Source organism: Bradyrhizobium sp. KB893862 SZCCT0404 (genome assembly GCF_018130885.1).
GTDB classification, from domain to species: Bacteria; Pseudomonadota; Alphaproteobacteria; order Rhizobiales; family Xanthobacteraceae; genus Bradyrhizobium; species Bradyrhizobium stylosanthis.
Map to the genome: position 1 here is coordinate 66372 of NZ_JAFCLT010000009.1, position 19802 is coordinate 86173.

Consider the following 19802-nt stretch of genomic DNA (forward strand, 5'->3'; position numbering starts at 1 on the left):
GCGCGCATGACCACGCTGCATTTCGCCGAAAGCCTGCGCGAGCTCGTGGGCGGCGTCGATGTCGTGCTCAGCGACATCTGGGGCGTGGTCCATAACGGCCTGGAATCCTTCCCCGAAGCCTGCGAGGCGCTGCACACCTATCGCAGCCGCGGCGGTACGGTGATCCTGATCACCAACGCGCCGCGCCCGGCCGATTCCGTGCAGCGGCAGTTGCGCAAGCTCGGCGTCGCCGACGAGACCTACGACGCCATCGTGTCATCGGGCGACCTGACCCGGCTCTATGTCGCCGAGCATCCCGGCCGCAAGATGTTCTGGCTCGGACCCGAGCGCGACAATTCGATCTATCGCGGCCTCGATGCGACGACCGCGCCGCTCGAAGAGGCCGACTACATCGTCTGCACCGGCCTCTACGACGACGAGACCGAAACCGCCGAAGACTATCGCGGCATGATGCTGAAGGCGCGCGAGCGCAAGCTCACGCTGGTCTGCGCCAACCCCGATATCGTGGTGGAGCGCGGCGACCGGCTGATCTATTGCGCCGGCGCCATCGCCGAGCTCTATCGCGAGCTCGGCGGCGAGGTGATCTTCTACGGCAAGCCGCACCGGCCGATCTACGAGCGCGCCATGGCGCTGGCCGGCGAGCGCCAGGGCCACCAGATCGACCGCAGGAAGGTGCTGGCGATCGGCGATTCCGTCCGCACCGACCTCACCGGCGCGCGCGAATTCGGCATCGACTGCCTGTTCGTCACCCGCGGCATCCATGCCGAGGAGTTCGAGGGCCTCGACCAGCTCGACGCGAATACGGTGGCGGAATTGTTCGGCCATCCGCCGAAGGCGCTGATGCGCGAATTGAAGTGGTGATGGCGAGGGCGGTCCGAAGCGACCGAACTTAGACCAATTGCTGAGCCCGTATTGTGGCCGTCATGGCCGGGCTTGACCCGGCCATCCACGTCTTCCCTTTTGCATCCAAGAACGTGGATGCCCGGGACAAGCCCGGGCATGACGTTCCCAATGGAAGATTGTTTATCCGGATGAAGAGCGCGCTTACGCGCTCGCCATGTCCGGGAAGACAGCCTCGATCTTGGTCTTCAGCGTCGCCGCGTTGAACGGCTTGACGATGTAATTGTTCACGCCGGCCTTCTTGGCCGCGATCACGTTCTCGGTCTTGGATTCCGCCGTGATCATGATGAAGGGCGTGGTGGCGAGGTTCGGATCCGCGCGCACTTCGCGCAGCAGGTCGTAACCCGTCATCGGCTCCATGTTCCAGTCGGAGATCACGAGGCCGTACTTCTTGCCGCGCATCTTGTTCAGCGCTGCCGAACCGTCGCTGGCATCATCGATATTCTCGAAGCCAAGCTGCTTCAGGAGATTCCTGATGATACGGATCATGGTGCTGTAGTCATCAACCACCAGAACCGACATCGACAAATCAACCGCCATCTCGACTCCCCCAACGCAAACCCAGGAATAATTACAATCGGAGCTCCCGGGCCGGGGCCCGTGCAGTTCCACTTTTCAAGGACTAGCACCAAGGCTTTAAACAGCGCGTTAACTGGGGCCGCCCGTGAAGAATTGAAATCCTGTTCAATCCGGCCGCCCCCGCCCCGCTTGACTTCGCCGGTCGGCTCAAGCCACGGTCCCGGCCGGTCCCGCCGGCTCGAGAATTCCCCTGATGGCCCCGCATTTTACCGTTATCCGCGACACCACGCCGGATTCCGCTATTCCCCGGGGCGCCGTGGTCGCCATGGGCAATTTCGACGGGGTGCATCTCGGCCACCGGGCGGTGATCGCGGCGGCCCTGGAAATGGGCCGCGCGCATGGCCGCCCTGCGCTGGCGTTGACCTTCGAGCCGCATCCCCGGCGGTTTTTCAGCCCCAACACCCCGCAATTCCGCCTGACGGACGAGCGGGCCAAGCTGCGGCTTCTGGCCGGCACCGGGCTCGCCGGCGCCGTGGTCATGACCTTCGACAAGGCAAGGGCCGGCACCAGCGCGCAAGACTTCATTCACCATGACCTGATCCGCCGCCTCGGCGTCAGCGGCATCGCGGTCGGCTACGACTTCCATTTCGGCAAGGGCCGGGTCGGCTCGCCAGGCCTGCTTGTAAACGAGGCACCCCGGCTCGGCATCGAGGTCGACGTGCAGCCGCATGTCGATATCGACGAGCGGCCGGTGTCCTCCAGCGCCATCCGGATCGCGCTCGCCGAAGGCCTGCTCGACGACGCCACCACCATGCTGGGCGCACCCTGGTTCGTCAGCGGCGAGGTGATCCATGGCGAGAAGCGCGGCCGCGACCTCGGCTATCCCACCGCCAACATCCGCCTGGATGCCAATTGCGGCCTCAAGCACGGCATCTATGCGGTCCGGGTCGGCCGTGGACCTGAGCGGCTCGATGGCGTTGCCAGCTTCGGCCGCCGGCCGACCTTCGACAATGGCGCGCCCCTGCTGGAAATCTTCCTGTTCGACTTCAAGGGCGACCTCTACGGGCAGACGCTGGACTGCGCTTTCGTCGGCTTCATCCGCGAGGAGCTGAAATTCGACAGTCTGGAGGCCCTGATCCGCCAGATGGACGACGATTCCACCCGCGCCCGCGCCATGCTGGCCGCGGCGCCCGACGCATTTCCGCGGCTGGGCGTGATCGATTGAGGCCGAAACCGGCCTGCCGGACCTTTGCGCTTCCTCCGCCCGGCTGCTATGGAGAGCCCATGTTTGCGCGGCGCATCATAGGGATTAGCGGCCCGGCTTCCGCCTGAGCTTTGGCTCGGCGCAAGACCGGGATTTTGTCGTTTCACCCCCGCGATTCCATGTCGCCATCCGTTCCCGCGCCCTTCCGAGCCAGTCAGCCTCATGTCCGAAAAGCCGCAGAAGTCCCAAAAGTCTGAAGCCAACGACTATTCCAAGACCCTGTACCTGCCGCAGACCGAATTCCCGATGCGCGCCGGCCTGCCGCAGCGCGAGCCGGAGATCCTGAAATACTGGAACGACATCAGTCTGTACGACAAGCTGCGCAAGGAAGCGGAAGGGCGCGCCAAGTTCGTGCTGCATGACGGCCCGCCCTACGCCAACGGCAACATCCATATCGGGCACGCGCTGAACAAGATCCTCAAGGACGTCGTGACCAAGAGCCAGCAGATGCTCGGTTTCGACTCCAACTATGTGCCGGGCTGGGACTGCCACGGCCTGCCGATCGAGTGGAAGATCGAGGAGGAGAACTACCGCAAGAAGGGCAAGCAGAAGCCCGACTTCCGCGACTCCACCGCGATGGTGGCATTCCGCAGGGAGTGCCGTGCCTACGCGACCCACTGGATCAACGTGCAGCGCGAGGAATTCAAGCGGCTCGGCATCGTCGGCGACTGGGATCATCCCTATCAGACGATGAGCTATCCGGCCGAAGCGCAGATCGCGCGCGAGCTGATGAAGTTTGCGGCCAACGGCACGCTCTATCGCGGCTCCAAGCCGGTGATGTGGAGCGTGGTCGAGAAGACCGCGCTGGCCGAGGCCGAGGTCGAGTACGAGGACTACACCTCCGACATGGTCTGGGTGAAATTCCCGGTGACCTCGCCGGCGCATGGCGCGCTCGCCTCCGCCAGTGTCGTGATCTGGACCACCACGCCGTGGACGCTGCCGGGCAACCGCGCCATCTCGTTCTCGCCGAAGATCGCCTACGGCCTCTACAAGGTGACCGATGCCCCCGCGGACAATTGGGCGAAGACCGGCGATCTCCTGATCCTGGCCGATGCGCTCGCCGCGGAAGTGTTCAAGCAGGCGCGCGTCACGTCTTACGAGAAGGTGCGCGACATTCCCGGCGACACGCTTGACGCGGTCGAATGCGCCCATCCCTTGCGCGGTCTGGATGGCGGTTACGAATTCATCGTGCCGCTGCTCGCCGGCGAGCACGTCACCGACGACACCGGTACCGGCTTCGTGCACACCGCGCCGAGCCACGGCCGCGAGGACTTCGACGTCTGGATGGCCAACACCCGCGAGCTCGATGCGCGCGGCATCTCGACCGCGATCCCCTACACCGTCGACGAGAACGGCGCCTACACCGCGCAGGCACCCGGCTTCACCGGCAAGCGCGTGCTCAACGACAAGGGCGAGAAGGGCGACGCCAACGAGGCCGTGATCCAGGCGCTGATCGAGCGCGGCCATCTGCTCGCGCGCGGCCGCCTCAAGCATCAGTATCCGCATTCGTGGCGCTCGAAGAAGCCGGTGATCTTCCGCAACACGCCGCAATGGTTCATCGCGATGGACAAGGACATCAGCGAGGACGGCCATGCGAAGAAGGGCGACACGCTGCGCGCCCGCGCGCTGCGCGCGATCTCGGTCACGCAATGGGTGCCGCCGTCGGGCGAGAACCGCATCAACGGCATGATCGCCAATCGTCCGGACTGGGTGATCTCGCGCCAGCGCGCCTGGGGCGTGCCGATCGCCGTGTTCGTGCGCGAGAAGGCGGACGGCTCGGCCGAGATCCTGCAGGACGAGATCGTCAACCAGCGCATCACCGAGGCCTTCATGGAGGAAGGCGCCGACGCCTGGTACATGGACGGCGCCCGCGAGCGCTTCCTCGGGTCGCGCGCCAGCGAAGACTGGAAGAAGGTCGACGACATCTGCGACGTCTGGTTCGATTCCGGCTCCACGCACGCCTTCGTGCTCGAAGACCGCCAGAACTTCCCGCAGCTCGGCAACATCGTCCGCAAGGTCGACGGCGGCGACGACACCGTGATGTATCTCGAAGGCAGCGACCAGCATCGCGGCTGGTTCCACTCCTCGCTGCTGGAAAGCGCGGGCACGCGCGGCCGCGCGCCCTATGACATCGTGCTGACCCACGGCTTCACGCTCGACGAGAACGGCCGCAAGATGTCGAAGTCGGTCGGCAACACCGTCGAGCCGCAGAAGGTGATCAAGGATTCGGGCGCGGACATCCTGCGCCTCTGGGTCTGCGCCACCGACTATGCCGACGACCAGCGCATCGGCCCGGAGATCCTGAAGAACACCATCGAGACCTATCGCAAGCTGCGCAACACGGTCCGCTGGATGCTCGGAACGCTGCATCATTTCAAGGCGAGCGAGAAGGTCGCTCATGCCGAGATGCCCGAGCTGGAACGGCTGATGCTCCATGAGCTCGCAAAGCGGGCCACGGTCATCCGCGCGGCTTACGCCTCCTTCGACTACAAGACCGTCGTCGCCACGCTCTCCGCGTTCCTGAACAGCGAGCTGTCGGCCTTCTATTTCGACATCCGCAAGGACACGCTGTATTGCGATCCGCCGTCCTCGGTGGCGCGCAAGGCGGCGCTGACGACGATCGATCTGCTCTGCGAGTCCGTCCTGAAGTGGCTCGCCCCGATCCTGAGCTTCACCGCCGAGGAGGCCTGGCGGATGTACAGGCCGCAGGCCGAACCGTCGGTGCATCTCACCGTGTTCCCGGATGCGATGGACGCATTCCTCGACGACAAGCTCGCCGCGAAATGGGAGACCATTCGCGACGTCCGCCGCGTCGTCACCGGCGCGCTCGAGCTCGAACGCGCCGCCAAGAACATCGGCTCCTCGCTGGAGGCCTCGCCGGTGATCTATATCGCCGACCGCGCCATGATGATGACGCTGTTCGACGTCGATCTGGCGGAGGTCTGCATCACCTCGAACTACGAGGTGCGCGAGGGCGAGGCGCCGGCGAATGCCTTCCGTCTCGATGCCGTGCCCGGCGTTGCCGTCGTGGTGGAGAAGGCGGTCGGCACCAAATGCGCGCGCTCCTGGAAGATTTCGCCGACCGTCGGCGAGGACGCCGAATACCCCGACGTCACCCCGCGCGACGCCCAGGCGCTGCGCGAATGGAAGGCGTTGGGCGTGAGCGTCTGATCCCGGCATGACCCCGCTCCGCGCCGGCATCCTCTCGGCCGTGGTCACGGTCATCCTCGACCAGGCCTCGAAGCTGTGGCTGTTGAACGGGTTCGACCTCGCCCGGCGCGGCGTCGTGAAGGTGACGCCGTTCTTCGACCTGGTGCTGGCCTGGAACATCGGCATCAGCTTCGGCTGGCTCCAGAATGACGGCCAGGCGGCGCAGATCGCGCTGATGGCGGTCAAGGCCATCGCGGTGGTGGCGCTGGCGATCTGGATGGCCCGCTCCCACACCCTGCTGGCGACCGTCGCGCTCGGGCTGATCATCGGGGGCGCCATCGGCAACGGCATCGACCGGCTGGCCTATGGCGCGGTGGTCGATTTCGCCCTGTTTCACATCGATATCGGCGGAAATACCTATAATTGGTACGTGTTTAACCTCGCGGACGTGGCCATCGTTGCTGGGGTGGCGGCGCTATTGTATGATTCCTTCCTGGGGGTACCCGCCGCAAAAGCGCCCTGATCCCGGCCGATACGGACCGGCAGGTGGAACCTTGCTTTTGCGAGGGTTTTCAGCCGCATGCGAGCGGCAAACTGCCACAATTTGGAACAGGTACAGTGATGCGCAGCCCGAAGACCAGCGGTTCGATGGTTCGATATCCCCGGTCGGGGTTCTGGCAGGCATTGAAATTGTCCGCCGTCGTGCTCGGCATCGGCCTCGTCATGTCCACAGGCGCGGCCCGCGCCGGTGACGACGGCGACGATGACGACGACATGACCTTCGAAGAGAAGCTCATCGACAACCTGATGTCCGGCATCGGCGCCAAGAGCATGGAGAAGAAGGGCATCGAGTACCGCGAGCGTTCGCCGCTGGTAGTGCCGCCCAAGCTCGACCTGCCGCCGCCCGCGGGCACCGAAGCCAAGAACGCGCCGAACTGGCCGAAGGACCCCGACGAGAAGCGCCGCAAGGAAGCCATCGCCCAGCGCAAGAAGGCTGTGAAGGCGACCGAGAACTGGCAGGCCGCCCAGCCGCTGACCCCCGCCGAGATGAAGGCCGGCCAGGTCGCCGCAGCGCCCCGCACCAGCAACGATCCGATCCAGCCGGGCACCAACGGCAATCCGTCGCTCAGCCCCGCCGAGCTCGGCTACACCGGCGGCCTGTGGAACATGATGAAGGGCGGCAACAGCTCCGAGTCCAAGCAGTTCACCACGGAGCCGCCGCGCCAGTCGCTGGTCGAGCCGCCGCCGGGCTACCAGACGCCGTCGCCGAACTACGCCTATGGCGCCGGCCCGGACAAGTCGCGACGGACCTATTTCGACATCATGTCGGGCAAGGACAAGGAACAATAGCGTTCCTCGTCCACCGCGACATCCTGACAGAGCGCGCCGGCGGCTCGTGCAGCCCGGCGCGGTCGTAAATTGCTTATCAGTAACTTGCCTACGCGTTGAGTTCTCTGCTTCGTGACGCGAAGCCTCAGCCGCACGGTGTAGCATGCCGTGCCCTCCGAGCCGGACATCCGGGCTCGGCCTTTCACCAGGGATGATGATGTCCTCTTACCGATCGGCTACCTGCCTCCTCGCCGCGCTGCTTTCGACGAGCGTCCTCTCAGCCGGCGCCGCCGTCGCCCAGACCACGGTGACATCGGCGCCGCCCGCCAGCTTCACGCTTCCCAACGGCATGCAGGTCGTGGTGATCCCCGATCACCGCACGCCCGTGGTCACCGAGATGATCTGGTACAAGGTCGGCTCGGCCGACGAGACGCCGGGCAAGTCCGGGCTCGCGCATTTTCTCGAGCATCTGATGTTCAAGGGCACCTCGAAGCATCCGGTCGGCGAATTCTCCCAGACCGTGCTCCGCGTCGGCGGCAACGAGAACGCCTCGACCTCGGTGGACTACACCAATTACTACCAGCGCGTCCCGAAGGAGCAGCTGCCGACCATGATGGAGTTCGAGGCCGATCGCATGACCGGCCTGATCCTCAAGGACGAGAACGTGCTGCCCGAGCGCGACGTCGTGCTCGAAGAGTACAACATGCGCGTCGCCAACAATCCCGACGCGCGGCTCAACGAGCAGATCATGGCCGCGCTCTATCTCAACCATCCCTACGGCCGTCCGGTGATCGGTTGGCATCAGGAGATCGAGAAGCTCGATCGTGAGGACGCGCTCGCCTTCTACCGCCGCTTCTACGCGCCGAACAACGCGATCCTGGTCATCGCCGGCGACGTCGAGGCCGCCGACATCCGCCCGCTGGTCGAGCGCAATTTCGGCTCGATCCCGGCCCAGCCCGCGATCCCGGCACGACGCATCCGCCCGCAGGAGCCGGAGCCGGCGGCGCCGCGCACCGTCACGCTGGCCGACCCCCGCGTCGAGCAGCCGAACCTGCGCCGTTATTATCTCGTTCCGTCCGCAACCACGGCGGCAGCCGGTGAGAGCGCGGCCCTCGACGTGCTGGCGCAGCTGATGGGCAGCGGCAGCAACTCCTATCTCTACCGTGCGCTCGTCGTGGACAAGCCGCTCGCGGTCTCCGCCAGCGCCAGCTATTCCAGCATCTCGCTCGACCCGACCCAGTTCGCGATCTCGGCCTCGCCGAAGCCCGGTGTCAGCTTCACCGAGGTCGAGCAGGTGATCGACGGCGTCATTGCCGACATCGCGCAGAACCCGATCCGCGCCGAGGATCTGGAGCGCGTGAAGACCCAGCTCATTGCGGAAGCGATCTACGCCCAGGACAATCAGGCCGTGCTGGCGCGCTGGTATGGCGGCGCGCTGACCACCGGCCTGTCGATCGAGGACATCAGGAGCTGGCCCGACCGCATCCGCGCGGTCACCGCCGACCAGGTCCGCGCCGCCGCGCAGAAATGGCTCGAGAAGAAGCGCTCGGTCACGGGCTATCTGATCAAGGACACCGCCGCCACCAAGCGCGAGGAGAAGCGTTCGTGACCTATCCCTTCCTCCGCGCGCGTCATTTCGCGCTGTCGTTCGTCACCGGCGCGGCGCTCGCGCTCGCGACCGTCTCGCCGTCGCAGGCGGCCGCGAAGATCCAGCGCCTGGTTTCGCCCGGCGGCATCGAGGCCTGGTTCGTGCAGGACGCCACCGTGCCGCTGATCGCCATGGAATATTCCTTTGCCGGCGGCTCGTCGCAGGATCCCAAGGACAAGTCTGGCGTCGCCAATCTGGTCGGCGACCTGCTCGACGAAGGCTCCGGCGATCTCGACTCCAAGACCTTTCACGAGCGGCTCGACCGCCGCGCCATCGAGCTCTCCTTCAGCGCCACCCGCGATACCTTCCGCGGCAGCCTGCGCATGCTGCGCGACAACAAGGACGAAGCCTTCGACCTGCTCAGGATGGCACTGACCTCGCCGCATTTCGACACCGCCGACGTCGAACGCATCCGCTCGCAGGTTCTCTCGGGCCTGCGCCGCGAGACTACCAACCCGTCGTCGCTGGCGAGCCGCAAGTTCCTGGAGGTCGCCTTCGGCGATCATCCCTACGGCCGGCAGACCAACGGCTCGCTGGACAGCGTGCCGACCATCTCCGTCGCTGACCTGAAGGACTATGTCGGCCGCGTCATCGCCAAGGACGGGCTGAAGGTCGCCGTCGTCGGCGACGTCGATCCGGCGACCCTCGGCAAGCTGCTCGACCACACCTTCGGCAGCCTGCCCGCCAAGGCCAATCTGACGCCGGTCGCCGACGTCGAGGCGGCCAAGCCGCCGCAGCGTGCGTTCGTGCCGCTCGACGTGCCGCAGACCGTCATCACCTTCGGCGGCCCCGGCGTGAAGCGCAGCGACCCGAACTTCATGGCGGCCTATGTCGTCAACCACATCCTCGGCGGCGGCGGCCTGTCCTCGCGGCTCTATCGCGAGGTTCGCGAGAAGCGCGGCCTCGCCTATTCGGTGTTCGAATCCCTGCTCTGGATGGAACATTCGGCGGTCTTCATCGGCAACACTGGCACCCGCGCCGACCGCGCCGGCGACACCATCGAGGCCATCGACAAGGAAATCCGCCGCATCGCCGAGGAGGGCCCGACGCAGAAGGAGCTCGACGAGGCCAAGTCCTACCTCAAGGGCTCGCAGATGCTGGCGCTCGACACCTCCTCCAAGCTGGCGCAGGCGCTGCTGCAGTACCAGCAGGACAAGCTGCCGATCGATTACATCGAGAAGCGCAATGCCATCGTCGACGCCGTCACCCTCGACGACGCCAAGGCCGCCGCCAAACGGCTCTGGGGCCAGGGCCTGCTGACCGTCGTCGTCGGCCGTGCCCCGCAGGCCGCCGCGCAGCCGGCAGCCACGGCGCCCAAATCGAACTAGCAAGTCGAACTGGCATTCGACCTTTTCTCTATCGCTTCCTGAATGGCCGGGCTCGCCCCGGCCATTTGCGTTTCGAGAGCAGCGCCATTGCTGAAGGCCGGTGTCCGCGGTATGTCCGGACATCACGAATGGTGCCATCATGCTGCGGATATCCCGCGATCTCGTCATCGACGAGGACGACATCGAGATCGGCTTTGTCCGCGCCTCCGGGCCGGGCGGGCAGAACGTCAACAAGGTCGCGACCTCCGCGCAGCTCCGCTTCGACACGCGCAAGCTGACGATCCCGGAGGACGCATCGATCCGCCTCGCCCGCATCGCCGGCCAGCGCATGACCAAGGACGGCGTGATCATGATCCACGCCCAGCGCTTCCGCACCCAGGAGCGCAACCGCCAGGACGCCATCGACCGCCTCGTCGAGATCCTGAAGGAAGCCATGGTGCGGCCGACGCCGCGCCGCGCGACGCGGCCGACCTTTGCCTCCAAGCAGCGCCGGCTCGAGGGCAAGAAACGCCGCGGCGACGTCAAGGCCGGCCGCGGCCGGAGCTTCGACGACTGACACGCAGGAACTCCGGCCGCGGGGCGACCGGAGTTCTGCCGTCGAGACTAGTAGCGCTTGGACGGGGCTGCACCGCCCGTGGCGGCATCGTCGGCGGTCCCCTTGTGCCCAGCGCTGCCCGTGGTGCCGACCGTGCCTCTGGTGCCCTTGGTCGACTTCATGCCGGTCTTCTCGCCCGCAGCGCCCGGCTGAGCGTCCATCTCCTCATCGCCGCTGCCCATCGTGCTGCCTTGCACGGGTTTGCCTTGCACGGTGCCGCCTGTCTTGGCGGGTGGCGCGCTTTGCGCGAGAACGGGGGTCGCAATGAGAGCCGACAGAGCGCATGCGATCATCGAGGTCTTCACCAACTTCATCCATTTCTCCTGGATTTTTTCGCGACGAATGGCGCGGCGGCTCGCGCGCCGCTCGTCTGCACCGGGCCATTGCATCGCATCGAGAGTTCGAGCGGCGCGATCGTCATGCAATGCGCATGGTGTGGTGAACGTTTAGGGATTTGGCGGCGGTTTCGCGGAATTGTGCTCCGCATATAAGGCAACGCGGAACGGCACACATCACGAACATCTCCGCGTGGAGCGAAACAGCCCGCTACTACCACCGCATCTTTGCCGCCGCCTAGAGTTTGCGCAGCGTGAATGTGGATGGCGGATTCTTGGCGATGCGCGCGATCGTGCTGGGATTGTGCACCGCGGTGGTGCTGTTGGTCAGGGTTGCCGATGCGCAAATGCCGTTGCCGTCCGCAAAGCCCCCGGATGGCGCCACGCTCTTCAAGCAGCAATGCGCGGTCTGCCACACGTTGAACCTGTCGGAACCGATGCGGCAGGGCCCGCCGCTCGTGAAGATCGTCGGCCGCTCCGCCGGCAAGGCCGAAGGCTTCAAATACTCGGAGGCGCTGTCGAAGGCCGACTTCGCCTGGGACGACGCGAAGCTTGATGCCTGGCTGACCAATCCACAGGCCGTCATTCCCGGTGTGACCATGGTCTACCGGCAGGCGAAGCCGGAGACGCGCGCTGCCATCATCGCGTACTTGAAGGAGCAGAACTGAATGGCAAAGCCCGTTCATTCCATGATCCGCGTGCTCGACGAGGCACGCGCGCTCGATTTCTACAGGCGCGCCTTTGGCCTCGAGGTCGCCGATCATCTGAAATTCTCGGACTTTGCCCTGATCTATCTGCGTCACCCCTCCTCACCTTTCGAGGTCGAGCTGACGGTGAATTTTGATCGCAAGGAGCCGTATGCCCTCGGCGACGGCTACGGCCATCTCGCCGTGGTGGTCGACGATCTCGATGCCGAGCACGCCCGCTTCGAGCGCGAGAAGCTCGCACCGGGGCCGCTGCGCGACTTCAAGCACGACGGCAAGACGCTGGCGCGCTTCTTCTTCGTCAGCGATCCCGATGGCTACAAGATCGAGGTGATCCAGAAAGGCGGGCGCTTCGGCTGAACAATCACAACAATCCCAATCATAAAAATCCACGGAGGAATGCCATGAGAGAAGTCGATCGTCGAAGCAAGCACAGCCGCCGCGTCTTTCTCAAGGGCGCCGCGACCGCCGTGCCGGTCGTCGCTGTCGCGACCAGCGTCACTGTCAGCATCGAGGATGCCTGGGCCGAGGATGCCAGCACGCTCTCGCCCGCGACGATGAAGACGCTGCTGAAGGTCGCGCGCGACATCTATCCGCACGATGTGCTCGGCGACAGCTACTACATCACCGCGATCAAGCCGTGGGACGGCAAGGCGGCCAAGGATCCCGCCGTCAAATCGCTGATCAGCGACGGCGTCACCCGGCTCGACCAGAACGCCAGGGATCGTCACAAGGTCGCCTACGCCGAAGTGCCGTGGGAAGCCGACCGCGTCGTGCTGCTGAAGGAGATCGAGCAAAGCGACTTCTTCCAGAAGGTGCGCGGCGACCTCGTCGTCTCGCTCTACAACCAGAAAGAGGTCTGGCCGCGCTTCGGCTACGAGGGCTCCTCCGCCGAGCACGGCGGCTACATCAACCGCGGCTTTGCCGACATCGACTGGCTGCCGAAGGCCTAAGTCACCCAACGGTTCAGGAGAACGCATATGGCAAAATTCGATCTGAACGATTCCAGCGTTGTGGTGATCGTCGGCTCCGGTGCCGGCGGCGGCACGCTGGGCAACGAGCTCGCGCAGAAGGGCGTCAAGGTGGTCATTCTCGAGGCTGGCCCCCGCATCGAGAACCAGGACTTCATCAACGACGAGTGGGAGAGTTTTTCCCAGCTCGCCTGGACCGACGCGCGCACCACGTCGGGGACGTGGCGCGTCGCCAAGGATTTTTCGGGCCTACCCGCCTGGATCGTCAAGGCGGTCGGAGGCTCGACCGTGCATTGGGCAGGCGCGTCGCTGCGCTTCGACGAGCACGAGTTCCGGGTGAAGAGCGCCTACGGCAACATTCCCGGTGCCAACCTGCTGGATTGGCCGGTGACGCTGGCGGAGATGGAGCCGTGGTACGCCAAGGCCGAGAACAAGATGGGCGTGACCCGCACCAACGGCATTCCCGGCCTGCCCGGCAACAATAACTTCAAGGTGCTGGAAGCGGGCGCCAAGAAGCTCGGCTACAAGACCGTGCACACCGGCAACATGGCGATCAACAGCCAGCCGCGCGATGGACGCGGCTCCTGCCAGCAGATCGGCTTCTGCTTCCAGGGCTGCAAGTCGGGCGCGAAATGGTCGACGCTCTACACCGAGATCCCCAAGGGCGAAGCGACCGGAAACCTCGAAGTGAGGCCGAGCAGCATGGCGGTCAAGATCGAGCATGATGCGAGCGGCAAGGTGACCGGCGTCGTCTACGCCGACGAGAGCGGCGCCATGCAGCGCCAGAAGGCGCGCATCGTCGCGGTCGCCGGCAACTCGATCGAGAGCCCGCGGCTGCTGCTCAACAGCGCATCCACGATGTTCCCCGACGGCCTCGGCAACTCATCGGGACAGGTCGGCCGCAATTACATGCGCCACATGACCGGCAGCGTCTATGCCGTATTCGAGAAGTCGGTGCACATGTATCGCGGCACCACGATGGCCGGCATCATCCGCGATGAAGCCGCCAACAACCCGAAGCGCGGCTTCGTCGGCGGCTACGAGATGGAGACGCTGTCGATCGGCCTGCCCTTCATGGCGGCATTCCTCAATCCTGGCGCCTGGGGCCGCCCGTTCACGTCGGCGCTCGACGGCTATCCCAGGATGGCCGGCATGTGGCTGGTCGGCGAGGACATGCCGCAGGAGACCAACCGCATCACGCTCGACCCGGCCGTGAAGGACAAGTTCGGCCAGCCGGTCGCGAGCGTGCATTTCGACGATCATCCCAATGACCTCGCGATGCGCGCGCATGCCTACAAGCAGGGTGCCGCGGTCTACGACGCGGTCGGCGCCACCGTGACCTATCCGACGCCGCCCTATCCGAGCACGCATAATCTCGGCACCAACCGCATGAGCGAGAAGCCGAGGGACGGCGTGGTCAACAAGTTCGGCCAGAGCCACGACGTCAAGAACCTGTTCGTCTCCGACGGCAGCCAGTTCACCAGCGGCGCGGCCTGCAACCCGACGCTGACCATCGTCGCGCTCGCGATCCGGCAGGCGGACTACATTGCGGGAGCGATGCAGAAGAAGGAGATTTAACGGCCGACGTCATCGGCTCGGAATGGAGCACACCGTTCTCTCCCCGTCATTGCGAGCGAAGCGAAGCAATCCAGACTGCCAACGCGGAAACATTCTGGATTGCTTCGTCGCAAGCGCTCCTCGCAATGACGGCGGAGGGAGCGTCATAGCCGGATGGAGCGAAGCGTAATCCGGGGCTGCTGTCACTTGCGGCCGAATCCCGGATTGCGCTACGCCCCATCCGGGCTACGAACTTTTGTCGGAACGGCTACTCCGCCGCATCCAGAATCGGCGCCACCGTGGCCTTGAACTCCGGCACCGTCACCATGCTCTTCGAGCGATAGATCAAGCACGAGCAGCGCAAGAGCGACGCGAAATTGTTGACCTCGCCGTGATGGTCGAGCACCTCGCTGTAGAGCGTGGTCAGGAACTTGCCGAGGCTCATGCCCTCCTTGGCCGCGATCTCCTCCAGCGTGTCCCAGAACGCCATTTCGAGCCGGATCGAGGTGCAGTGCCCGCCGATCCGCAAGGAGCGGGTCTGGGATTCGTAGTCGCGTTGGGGCTGATGCGCGAAGAGATGGCACATGGCGTCCTCCCGTCCTGTTGCCGTTTTTTCACGATGCTACACCGCGGCCCGGCACCCCACAATCAGGACGGCATTCGGACGCCCGTCCGTCCCGGCTGCGCGATTTTCTCGAACGCCCAATGTCTTCAATGTGATAGGCATCCCTCTTCCCCAGGCGGCCACGACCCTGTTGCCCAACACATGCTTTTGACGCAACACGGCCTAGAATAGCACCGTCAGCGAATCCAGATCGTCAGCCTCATGCCCGTCCGCCAATTGCCAGAACAGGTCGTCAACCGCATCGCCGCCGGCGAGGTGGTCGAACGGCCCGCGAGCGTGGTCAAGGAGCTGGTCGAGAACGCCATCGATGCCGGCGCCAGCCGGATCGACGTCTTCACCGACGGCGGCGGGCGGCGGCGGATCGGCATCACCGACGACGGCAGCGGCATGACCGCAAAGGACCTCGCGCTCGCGGTCGAACGCCACGCCACCTCCAAGCTCGACGACGAGGACCTGCTCCAGATCCGCACCCTCGGGTTCCGCGGCGAGGCGCTGCCCTCGATCGGCTCCGTGGCGCGGCTGTCGATCACGACGCGGCATGCCAGCGAGCCGCATGCCTGGGCACTCAATGTCGAGGGCGGCGAGAAGTCCGAGATCATGCCGGCGGCGCTGGCGCATGGCACGCGGGTCGAGGTCAACGACCTCTTCTACGCGACGCCGGCGCGGCTGAAGTTCCTGAAGACCGACCGCACTGAGGCGGAAGCCATCCGCGAGGTGGTGCGGCGCCTCGCCATGGCGCGGCCCGACGTCGCCTTCACGCTGGCGGGCGAGGAGCGCGCGCCGGTGACCTGGGCCGCCGCCCTGCCCGGCGCCGCCGGCCGCCTGACGCGGCTCGGCGACATCCTCGGCGCGGAGTTCCGCAGCCATGCCTTCGAGGTCCATGCCGAGCGCGAGGGCGTCGTCGTCTCGGGCTATGCAGCCGCCCCCGCGCTGACGAAAGCCAATGCGCTCGGGCAATATCTCTTCGTCAACGGCCGGCCGGTTCGCGACAAGCTCATCCTCGGCGCGGTGCGCGGGGCCTATGCCGATTACCTGCCGCGCGACCGCCATCCGGTGCTGGCGCTGTTCGTCACGCTCGACCCGCGCGAGGTCGACGCCAACGTGCATCCGGCCAAGACCGAGGTGCGCTTCCGCAACGCCGGCCTCGTCCGCGCGCTGATCGTGCACGGATTGAAGGAAGGCCTCGCGCGCGAAGGCCGCCGCACCGCCGCCAACAGCGGCGAGAGCGCGCTGTCCTCGTTCCGCCCCGCCTTCACGCCGCAGCGCCCGGCGAGCTGGGACTGGCGCGCCTCGCCGTCCGCCCCCGTCGCGCCGATGCCGTCTTTCGACGGCGCGGCCGCGCCTGTTTTTGCGGAGCGCGCCCAAGCCGCGTTCGACGTCGGCGCGCCCAGCGCCGACGTGCGGATCGAGACCCAGCCGGTGGCCGACCTCGTCGATCGCCCGCTCGGCGCCGCGCGCACCCAGATCCACGAGACCTACATCGTGTCGCAGACCCGCGACGGCCTGATCATCGTCGACCAGCACGCCGCGCATGAACGCATCGTCTATGAGCGGCTGAAGGCTTCGCTCGCCGCCAACGGCGTGCAGCGGCAGATCCTGCTGATCCCCGAGATCGTCGAGATGGACGAGGCCACGGTCGAGCGCCTGCTGGAGCGCAGCGAGGAGCTCGCTTCATTTGGCCTTGCCATCGAATCCTTCGGCCCCGGCGCGGTCGCGGTGCGCGAGACGCCGTCGCTGCTCGGCAAGACCAATGCCGGCGGGCTGTTGCGCGATCTCTCCGAGCACATGGCCGAGTGGGACGAGGCGCTGCCGCTCGAACGCCGCCTGATGCATGTCGCGGCGACCATGGCCTGCCACGGCTCGGTGCGCGCCGGCCGGCGGCTGCGGCCCGAGGAAATGAACGCCCTGCTCCGCGAAATGGAGGAGACGCCGAACTCCGGCCAGTGCAATCACGGCCGGCCGACCTATGTCGAACTGAAGCTCAGCGATGTAGAGAAGCTGTTCGGGCGGAGGTGAACTTCGTAGGGTGGGTTAGCGAAGCGTAACCCACCTCTTTAGCTTCCGCGGAGACAGAAGTGGTGGGTTACGCCTTCGGCTAACCCACCCTACGGGAGCGTGACTACGGCCGCTTCAAAAACACGAACTCCGTGTCGTCATACGCCCGCCGCTCCAGCTCCTCGAAACCTTCCGGCGTTGCGAACTGCGCGGCCTTGGCTTCTTCCACCACCAGCAACGCGCCCGGCGTCAGCCAGCCGCCGTCGCGCAAGGACGCAAGCGCCTTCTCCGCAAAGCCCTTGCCATAGGGCGGATCGAGGAACACCAGCGAGAACGGCTCGACCGGATGCGCGGGCCCGAGATCGGTCGCATCGCGGCGATACACTTTCGTCACGCCGCCAAGGCCGAGCGACTCCACATTGTTGCGCAACAGCGCGCGCGCCTCAGCGCCGTTGTCGACGAACAACGTGAACTTCGCGCCGCGTGACGAAGCCTCGATGCCGAGCGCGCCGGTGCCAGCGAAAAGATCGAGCACGCGCGCATCCTCAATCGGATCGTCATAGGCGTGCACGAGGATGTTGAACACGGACTCGCGCAAGCGGTCCGCCGTGGGGCGGATGTCGCGCGAGGACGGTGAGGCGAGATTGCGCCCCTTCAACCTGCCGCCGACCACGCGCATCACACGGCTCCGTCATGCCCGGGCTTATCCCGGGCATCCACGTTCTTGAGCGGTGGACGCAAGCAAGACGTGGATGGCCAGGTCAAGCCCGGCCATGACGACCTCTTGCACGGTATCGAACTCGCCCCGACCATTAGGAGCTACTCGCCATCCCGCGGAGTCAGGTCGCGCTTGCCGTGATAGCCGCGTTTGGGACGGCGCGGCGGGCCGTAGCCGTTCGCTTCCATCTCGTTGCGCTCGCGCGCCTCCTCGCTGCCGGTGCGCTGCACCAGCACGCGGCGGCCCTTGCGGTCGGCGATCACGGCGCGCTTGCTGGCGGGCTTCTTCGGCGGATCGTCAACGCGGTCGGCGGATTTCGACGGCACGTCGAACTCGGCGCCCGATTTCTCGATCACCTTGTCGCCGAGCTGCTCGCGCAGCACGCGCGACCTGATCTCGTCGACCTGGCCTTCGGGGATCTCGCCGAGCTGGAACGGGCCGTAGGAGACGCGGATCAGCCGGTTCACCTCGAGCCCGAGATGGGCGCAGACGTTACGCACCTCGCGGTTCTTGCCTTCGCGGATGGCGAACACCAGCCAGACATTGGCGCCCTGGTCGCGCTCCAGCGTCGCCTCGATCGGACCGTACTTGACGCCCTCGATCTCGACGCCGTTCTTGAGCTCGTCGAGCTGCGCCTGCGTGACGTCGCCATGAGCGCGGACGCGGTAGCGGCGCAGCCAGCCGGTGTCGGGTAGCTCGAGCGTGCGCGCGAGGCCGCCGTCATTGGTGAGCAGCAGCAGGCCCTCGGTGTTGAAGTCGAGCCGGCCAACCGAGATCAGGCGCGGCAGGCCTTCGGGCAGATTGTCGAACACGGTCGGACGCCCCTCGGGGTCGTCATGCGTCGTCATCAGGCCGCGCGGCTTGTGATAGAGGAACAGCCGCGTGCGCTCACGCTCCGGCAACGGCTTGCCGTCAACGAGAACGACGTCGCTCTTGGTGATGTCCAGCGCCGGCGAGTTGATGACGCGGCCGTTGACGGTGACGCGGCCCTGCGTGACCATCTCCTCGGCATCGCGGCGCGAAGCAAGGCCCGCGCGCGCCAGCGCCTTGGCGATGCGCTCGCCTGTCTTCTTCGGCTTCGGCGCGTCGTCCCGGCGCGGCCGGCCCTCGAAATCCCGATCGCGCTCGCGATAGGCGCCGCGGCCGCCGAAGGCGGGGCGCTTCTCGAAGATCCGGCTGTCGTCCTCGTTGTCGCGGCGCGGACGGTCGCGGAAGCGGCCCTCGCTGCGCGGATGCTCCTGCCAGTCCATGCGGCCTTCCGGGCGCTGGCGCGGCCGATCGAACTTCGGCCGGTCACCGCGTTCGCTGTCACGGTCACGCGGACGATCGAATTTCGGCCGATCGCGGAAGGGGCGATCGCCCGATCCACGATCATCGCGCGAGCGCGAGAAGCGCGGACGGTCCTCGCCGCGTCCGCCCTCACGGCGGTCGTCGCGCTGACGCCAGGGCTTTTCCTCGCCACGATCGCGGCCGCCGAAATCCTTGTCGAAGCTCTTGCGCGGCCGGTCGCTGCGCGGACGATCGTCGCGCTTCTGCCACGGCTTTGAATCGCTCCGCTCGCCGCGATCGCGCGGACGGTCACCACGGTCGCCGCCGCGCGAAAACTTCCGCTCGCCGTCGAACTTGCGTTCCGGGCGGTCGCCGCGCGCCGCGTAGGGGCGCTTGTCGCCGAACTTCCTGTCGCTGGAGCGGCCGGCGGGACGGGCGTCATCGCGATCGCGGCTACGCGGCGGACGGTCGTCGCGGTCGAAGTTCGGACGATCGCCGCGCGGCTTGAACGGGCGCTTCTCGCCGTCGCGCGAGCCGCGATCCGAGAACGGCCGGTCGCCACGCGGCTTGAAGCTGCGCTCGCCACGGCCCTCGCCGCCACGGTCGTCGCGCTTGAAGCGCGGGCGGTCGGAAAAATCGCGGCGCGGGGCATCGCCGTCCTCGCGGCGCCGGAACGGACGGCCCTCGCGGTCACCACGGGGCGGGCGGCTGTCGCGATCGCCCTTGCCCTCGAACTTGCCCTCGAAGCCGCGCTTGCCGAACTTCTTCTCGGGACCGCGCGGCTTGCCGCTACGGCCGCCCTTGGGCGGGCCTCGCCGGCCGCGGGAATCGTTGTCTTTGTCGCTGTCGCGAGGCATGAATAATCTCACTCAGGGGGTGGCCGTTAAGCATTACG

Annotated in this window: 18 protein-coding genes; 13 read left to right on the plus strand and 5 right to left on the minus strand. The window is 66.2% G+C overall.

The features are described 5' to 3' along the window. Nucleotides 1–6: 6 nt before the first annotated feature. On the plus strand, nt 7–861 hold the full coding sequence (locus tag JQ617_RS30095) for a TIGR01459 family HAD-type hydrolase (protein ID WP_063687256.1): 855 nt from the start codon (nt 7–9) through the stop codon (nt 859–861). A gap of 183 nt (nt 862–1044) precedes the next feature. On the opposite strand, the gene JQ617_RS30100 is transcribed toward JQ617_RS30095, so the two are convergent. Beyond that, on the minus strand, nt 1045–1440 hold the full coding sequence (locus tag JQ617_RS30100; RefSeq protein ID WP_007596883.1) for a response regulator: 396 nt from the start codon (nt 1438–1440) through the stop codon (nt 1045–1047). A gap of 232 nt (nt 1441–1672) precedes the next feature. Between JQ617_RS30100 and JQ617_RS30105 the strand changes: the two genes are divergently transcribed. From JQ617_RS30105 to arfB, 7 genes are all read left to right on the plus strand, one after another. Continuing rightward, a complete protein-coding gene (locus JQ617_RS30105; RefSeq protein WP_212029490.1) occupies nt 1673–2644 on the plus strand; it encodes a bifunctional riboflavin kinase/FAD synthetase in 972 nt (323 codons plus the stop codon). Between the two features lie 201 nt (nt 2645–2845). Further along, nucleotides 2846–5854, plus strand: a complete 3009-nt coding sequence (ileS, locus tag JQ617_RS30110; RefSeq protein ID WP_212029491.1) for an isoleucine--tRNA ligase — start codon at nt 2846–2848, stop codon at nt 5852–5854. Between the two features lie 7 nt (nt 5855–5861). Further along, on the plus strand, nt 5862–6356 hold the full coding sequence (gene lspA / locus JQ617_RS30115; protein ID WP_212029492.1) for a signal peptidase II: 495 nt from the start codon (nt 5862–5864) through the stop codon (nt 6354–6356). 98 nt (nt 6357–6454) lie between these two features. Continuing rightward, nucleotides 6455–7183 (plus strand): hypothetical protein, encoded by a 729-nt coding sequence (locus tag JQ617_RS30120; protein ID WP_212029493.1) that lies wholly within the window; start codon nt 6455–6457, stop codon nt 7181–7183. 193 nt (nt 7184–7376) lie between these two features. Then, a complete protein-coding gene (locus JQ617_RS30125; protein ID WP_502754903.1) occupies nt 7377–8771 on the plus strand; it encodes a M16 family metallopeptidase in 1395 nt (464 codons plus the stop codon). Further along, complete coding sequence (locus JQ617_RS30130) at nt 8768–10138, plus strand: M16 family metallopeptidase (protein WP_212029495.1); 1371 nt, start codon at nt 8768–8770, stop codon at nt 10136–10138. Before JQ617_RS30125 ends, JQ617_RS30130 begins: the two co-directional genes overlap by 4 nt. Nucleotides 10139–10277: 139 nt before the next feature. Beyond that, nucleotides 10278–10694, plus strand: a complete 417-nt coding sequence (arfB, locus tag JQ617_RS30135; RefSeq protein ID WP_212029496.1) for an alternative ribosome rescue aminoacyl-tRNA hydrolase ArfB — start codon at nt 10278–10280, stop codon at nt 10692–10694. 47 nt (nt 10695–10741) lie between these two features. Here the strand turns inward: arfB and JQ617_RS30140 are convergent, their stop codons facing one another. Then, on the minus strand, nt 10742–11047 hold the full coding sequence (locus JQ617_RS30140; RefSeq protein WP_212029497.1) for a hypothetical protein: 306 nt from the start codon (nt 11045–11047) through the stop codon (nt 10742–10744). A 302-nt stretch (nt 11048–11349) separates the two neighbouring features. Here JQ617_RS30140 and JQ617_RS30145 point away from each other — a divergent pair, with 302 nt between their 5' ends. The 4 genes from JQ617_RS30145 to JQ617_RS30160 are packed head-to-tail and all read left to right on the plus strand — an operon-like array spanning nt 11350 to nt 14321. Continuing rightward, nucleotides 11350–11736, plus strand: a complete 387-nt coding sequence (locus tag JQ617_RS30145; protein ID WP_212029498.1) for a c-type cytochrome — start codon at nt 11350–11352, stop codon at nt 11734–11736. Next, on the plus strand, nt 11737–12132 hold the full coding sequence (locus JQ617_RS30150; RefSeq protein WP_212029499.1) for a VOC family protein: 396 nt from the start codon (nt 11737–11739) through the stop codon (nt 12130–12132). Between the two features lie 44 nt (nt 12133–12176). Next, nucleotides 12177–12725, plus strand: coding sequence for a gluconate 2-dehydrogenase subunit 3 family protein (locus tag JQ617_RS30155; RefSeq protein WP_212029500.1), 549 nt, complete (start codon nt 12177–12179; stop codon nt 12723–12725). 27 nt (nt 12726–12752) lie between these two features. Next, entirely contained in the window at nt 12753–14321 is a 1569-nt protein-coding gene (locus tag JQ617_RS30160) for a GMC family oxidoreductase (protein ID WP_212029501.1), read from the plus strand. A 247-nt stretch (nt 14322–14568) separates the two neighbouring features. Here JQ617_RS30160 and JQ617_RS30165 read toward each other — a convergent pair whose 3' ends face one another. Then, nucleotides 14569–14886, minus strand: a complete 318-nt coding sequence (locus tag JQ617_RS30165; RefSeq protein WP_063687238.1) for a ribbon-helix-helix domain-containing protein — start codon at nt 14884–14886, stop codon at nt 14569–14571. A gap of 240 nt (nt 14887–15126) precedes the next feature. On the opposite strand from JQ617_RS30165, the gene mutL reads away from it, so the two are divergent. Next, a complete protein-coding gene (gene mutL / locus JQ617_RS30170; protein WP_212029502.1) occupies nt 15127–16941 on the plus strand; it encodes a DNA mismatch repair endonuclease MutL in 1815 nt (604 codons plus the stop codon). A 103-nt stretch (nt 16942–17044) separates the two neighbouring features. Here mutL and rsmD read toward each other — a convergent pair whose 3' ends face one another. Continuing rightward, on the minus strand, nt 17045–17599 hold the full coding sequence (gene rsmD, locus JQ617_RS30175; RefSeq protein ID WP_212029503.1) for a 16S rRNA (guanine(966)-N(2))-methyltransferase RsmD: 555 nt from the start codon (nt 17597–17599) through the stop codon (nt 17045–17047). A gap of 140 nt (nt 17600–17739) precedes the next feature. Then, nucleotides 17740–19764, minus strand: a complete 2025-nt coding sequence (locus JQ617_RS30180; protein WP_212029504.1) for a pseudouridine synthase — start codon at nt 19762–19764, stop codon at nt 17740–17742. Nucleotides 19765–19802 lie beyond the last annotated feature (38 nt).

Excerpts from the sequence above, each read along its gene's own strand:
- JQ617_RS30095 (WP_063687256.1), top strand. The coding sequence starts at position 7 with ATGACCACGCTGCATTTCGCCGAAAGCCTGCGCGAGCTCGTGGGCGGC.
- JQ617_RS30100 (WP_007596883.1), bottom strand. The coding sequence starts at position 1,440 with ATGGCGGTTGATTTGTCGATGTCGGTTCTGGTGGTTGATGACTACAGC.
- JQ617_RS30105 (WP_212029490.1), top strand. The coding sequence starts at position 1,673 with ATGGCCCCGCATTTTACCGTTATCCGCGACACCACGCCGGATTCCGCT.
- ileS (WP_212029491.1), top strand. The coding sequence starts at position 2,846 with ATGTCCGAAAAGCCGCAGAAGTCCCAAAAGTCTGAAGCCAACGACTAT.
- lspA (WP_212029492.1), top strand. The coding sequence starts at position 5,862 with ATGACCCCGCTCCGCGCCGGCATCCTCTCGGCCGTGGTCACGGTCATC.
- JQ617_RS30120 (WP_212029493.1), top strand. The coding sequence starts at position 6,455 with ATGCGCAGCCCGAAGACCAGCGGTTCGATGGTTCGATATCCCCGGTCG.
- JQ617_RS30125 (WP_502754903.1), top strand. The coding sequence starts at position 7,377 with ATGATGTCCTCTTACCGATCGGCTACCTGCCTCCTCGCCGCGCTGCTT.
- arfB (WP_212029496.1), top strand. The coding sequence starts at position 10,278 with ATGCTGCGGATATCCCGCGATCTCGTCATCGACGAGGACGACATCGAG.
- JQ617_RS30140 (WP_212029497.1), bottom strand. The coding sequence starts at position 11,047 with ATGAAGTTGGTGAAGACCTCGATGATCGCATGCGCTCTGTCGGCTCTC.
- JQ617_RS30145 (WP_212029498.1), top strand. The coding sequence starts at position 11,350 with ATGCGCGCGATCGTGCTGGGATTGTGCACCGCGGTGGTGCTGTTGGTC.
- JQ617_RS30150 (WP_212029499.1), top strand. The coding sequence starts at position 11,737 with ATGGCAAAGCCCGTTCATTCCATGATCCGCGTGCTCGACGAGGCACGC.
- JQ617_RS30155 (WP_212029500.1), top strand. The coding sequence starts at position 12,177 with ATGAGAGAAGTCGATCGTCGAAGCAAGCACAGCCGCCGCGTCTTTCTC.
- JQ617_RS30160 (WP_212029501.1), top strand. The coding sequence starts at position 12,753 with ATGGCAAAATTCGATCTGAACGATTCCAGCGTTGTGGTGATCGTCGGC.
- JQ617_RS30165 (WP_063687238.1), bottom strand. The coding sequence starts at position 14,886 with ATGTGCCATCTCTTCGCGCATCAGCCCCAACGCGACTACGAATCCCAG.
- mutL (WP_212029502.1), top strand. The coding sequence starts at position 15,127 with ATGCCCGTCCGCCAATTGCCAGAACAGGTCGTCAACCGCATCGCCGCC.
- rsmD (WP_212029503.1), bottom strand. The coding sequence starts at position 17,599 with ATGCGCGTGGTCGGCGGCAGGTTGAAGGGGCGCAATCTCGCCTCACCG.
- JQ617_RS30180 (WP_212029504.1), bottom strand. The coding sequence starts at position 19,764 with ATGCCTCGCGACAGCGACAAAGACAACGATTCCCGCGGCCGGCGAGGC.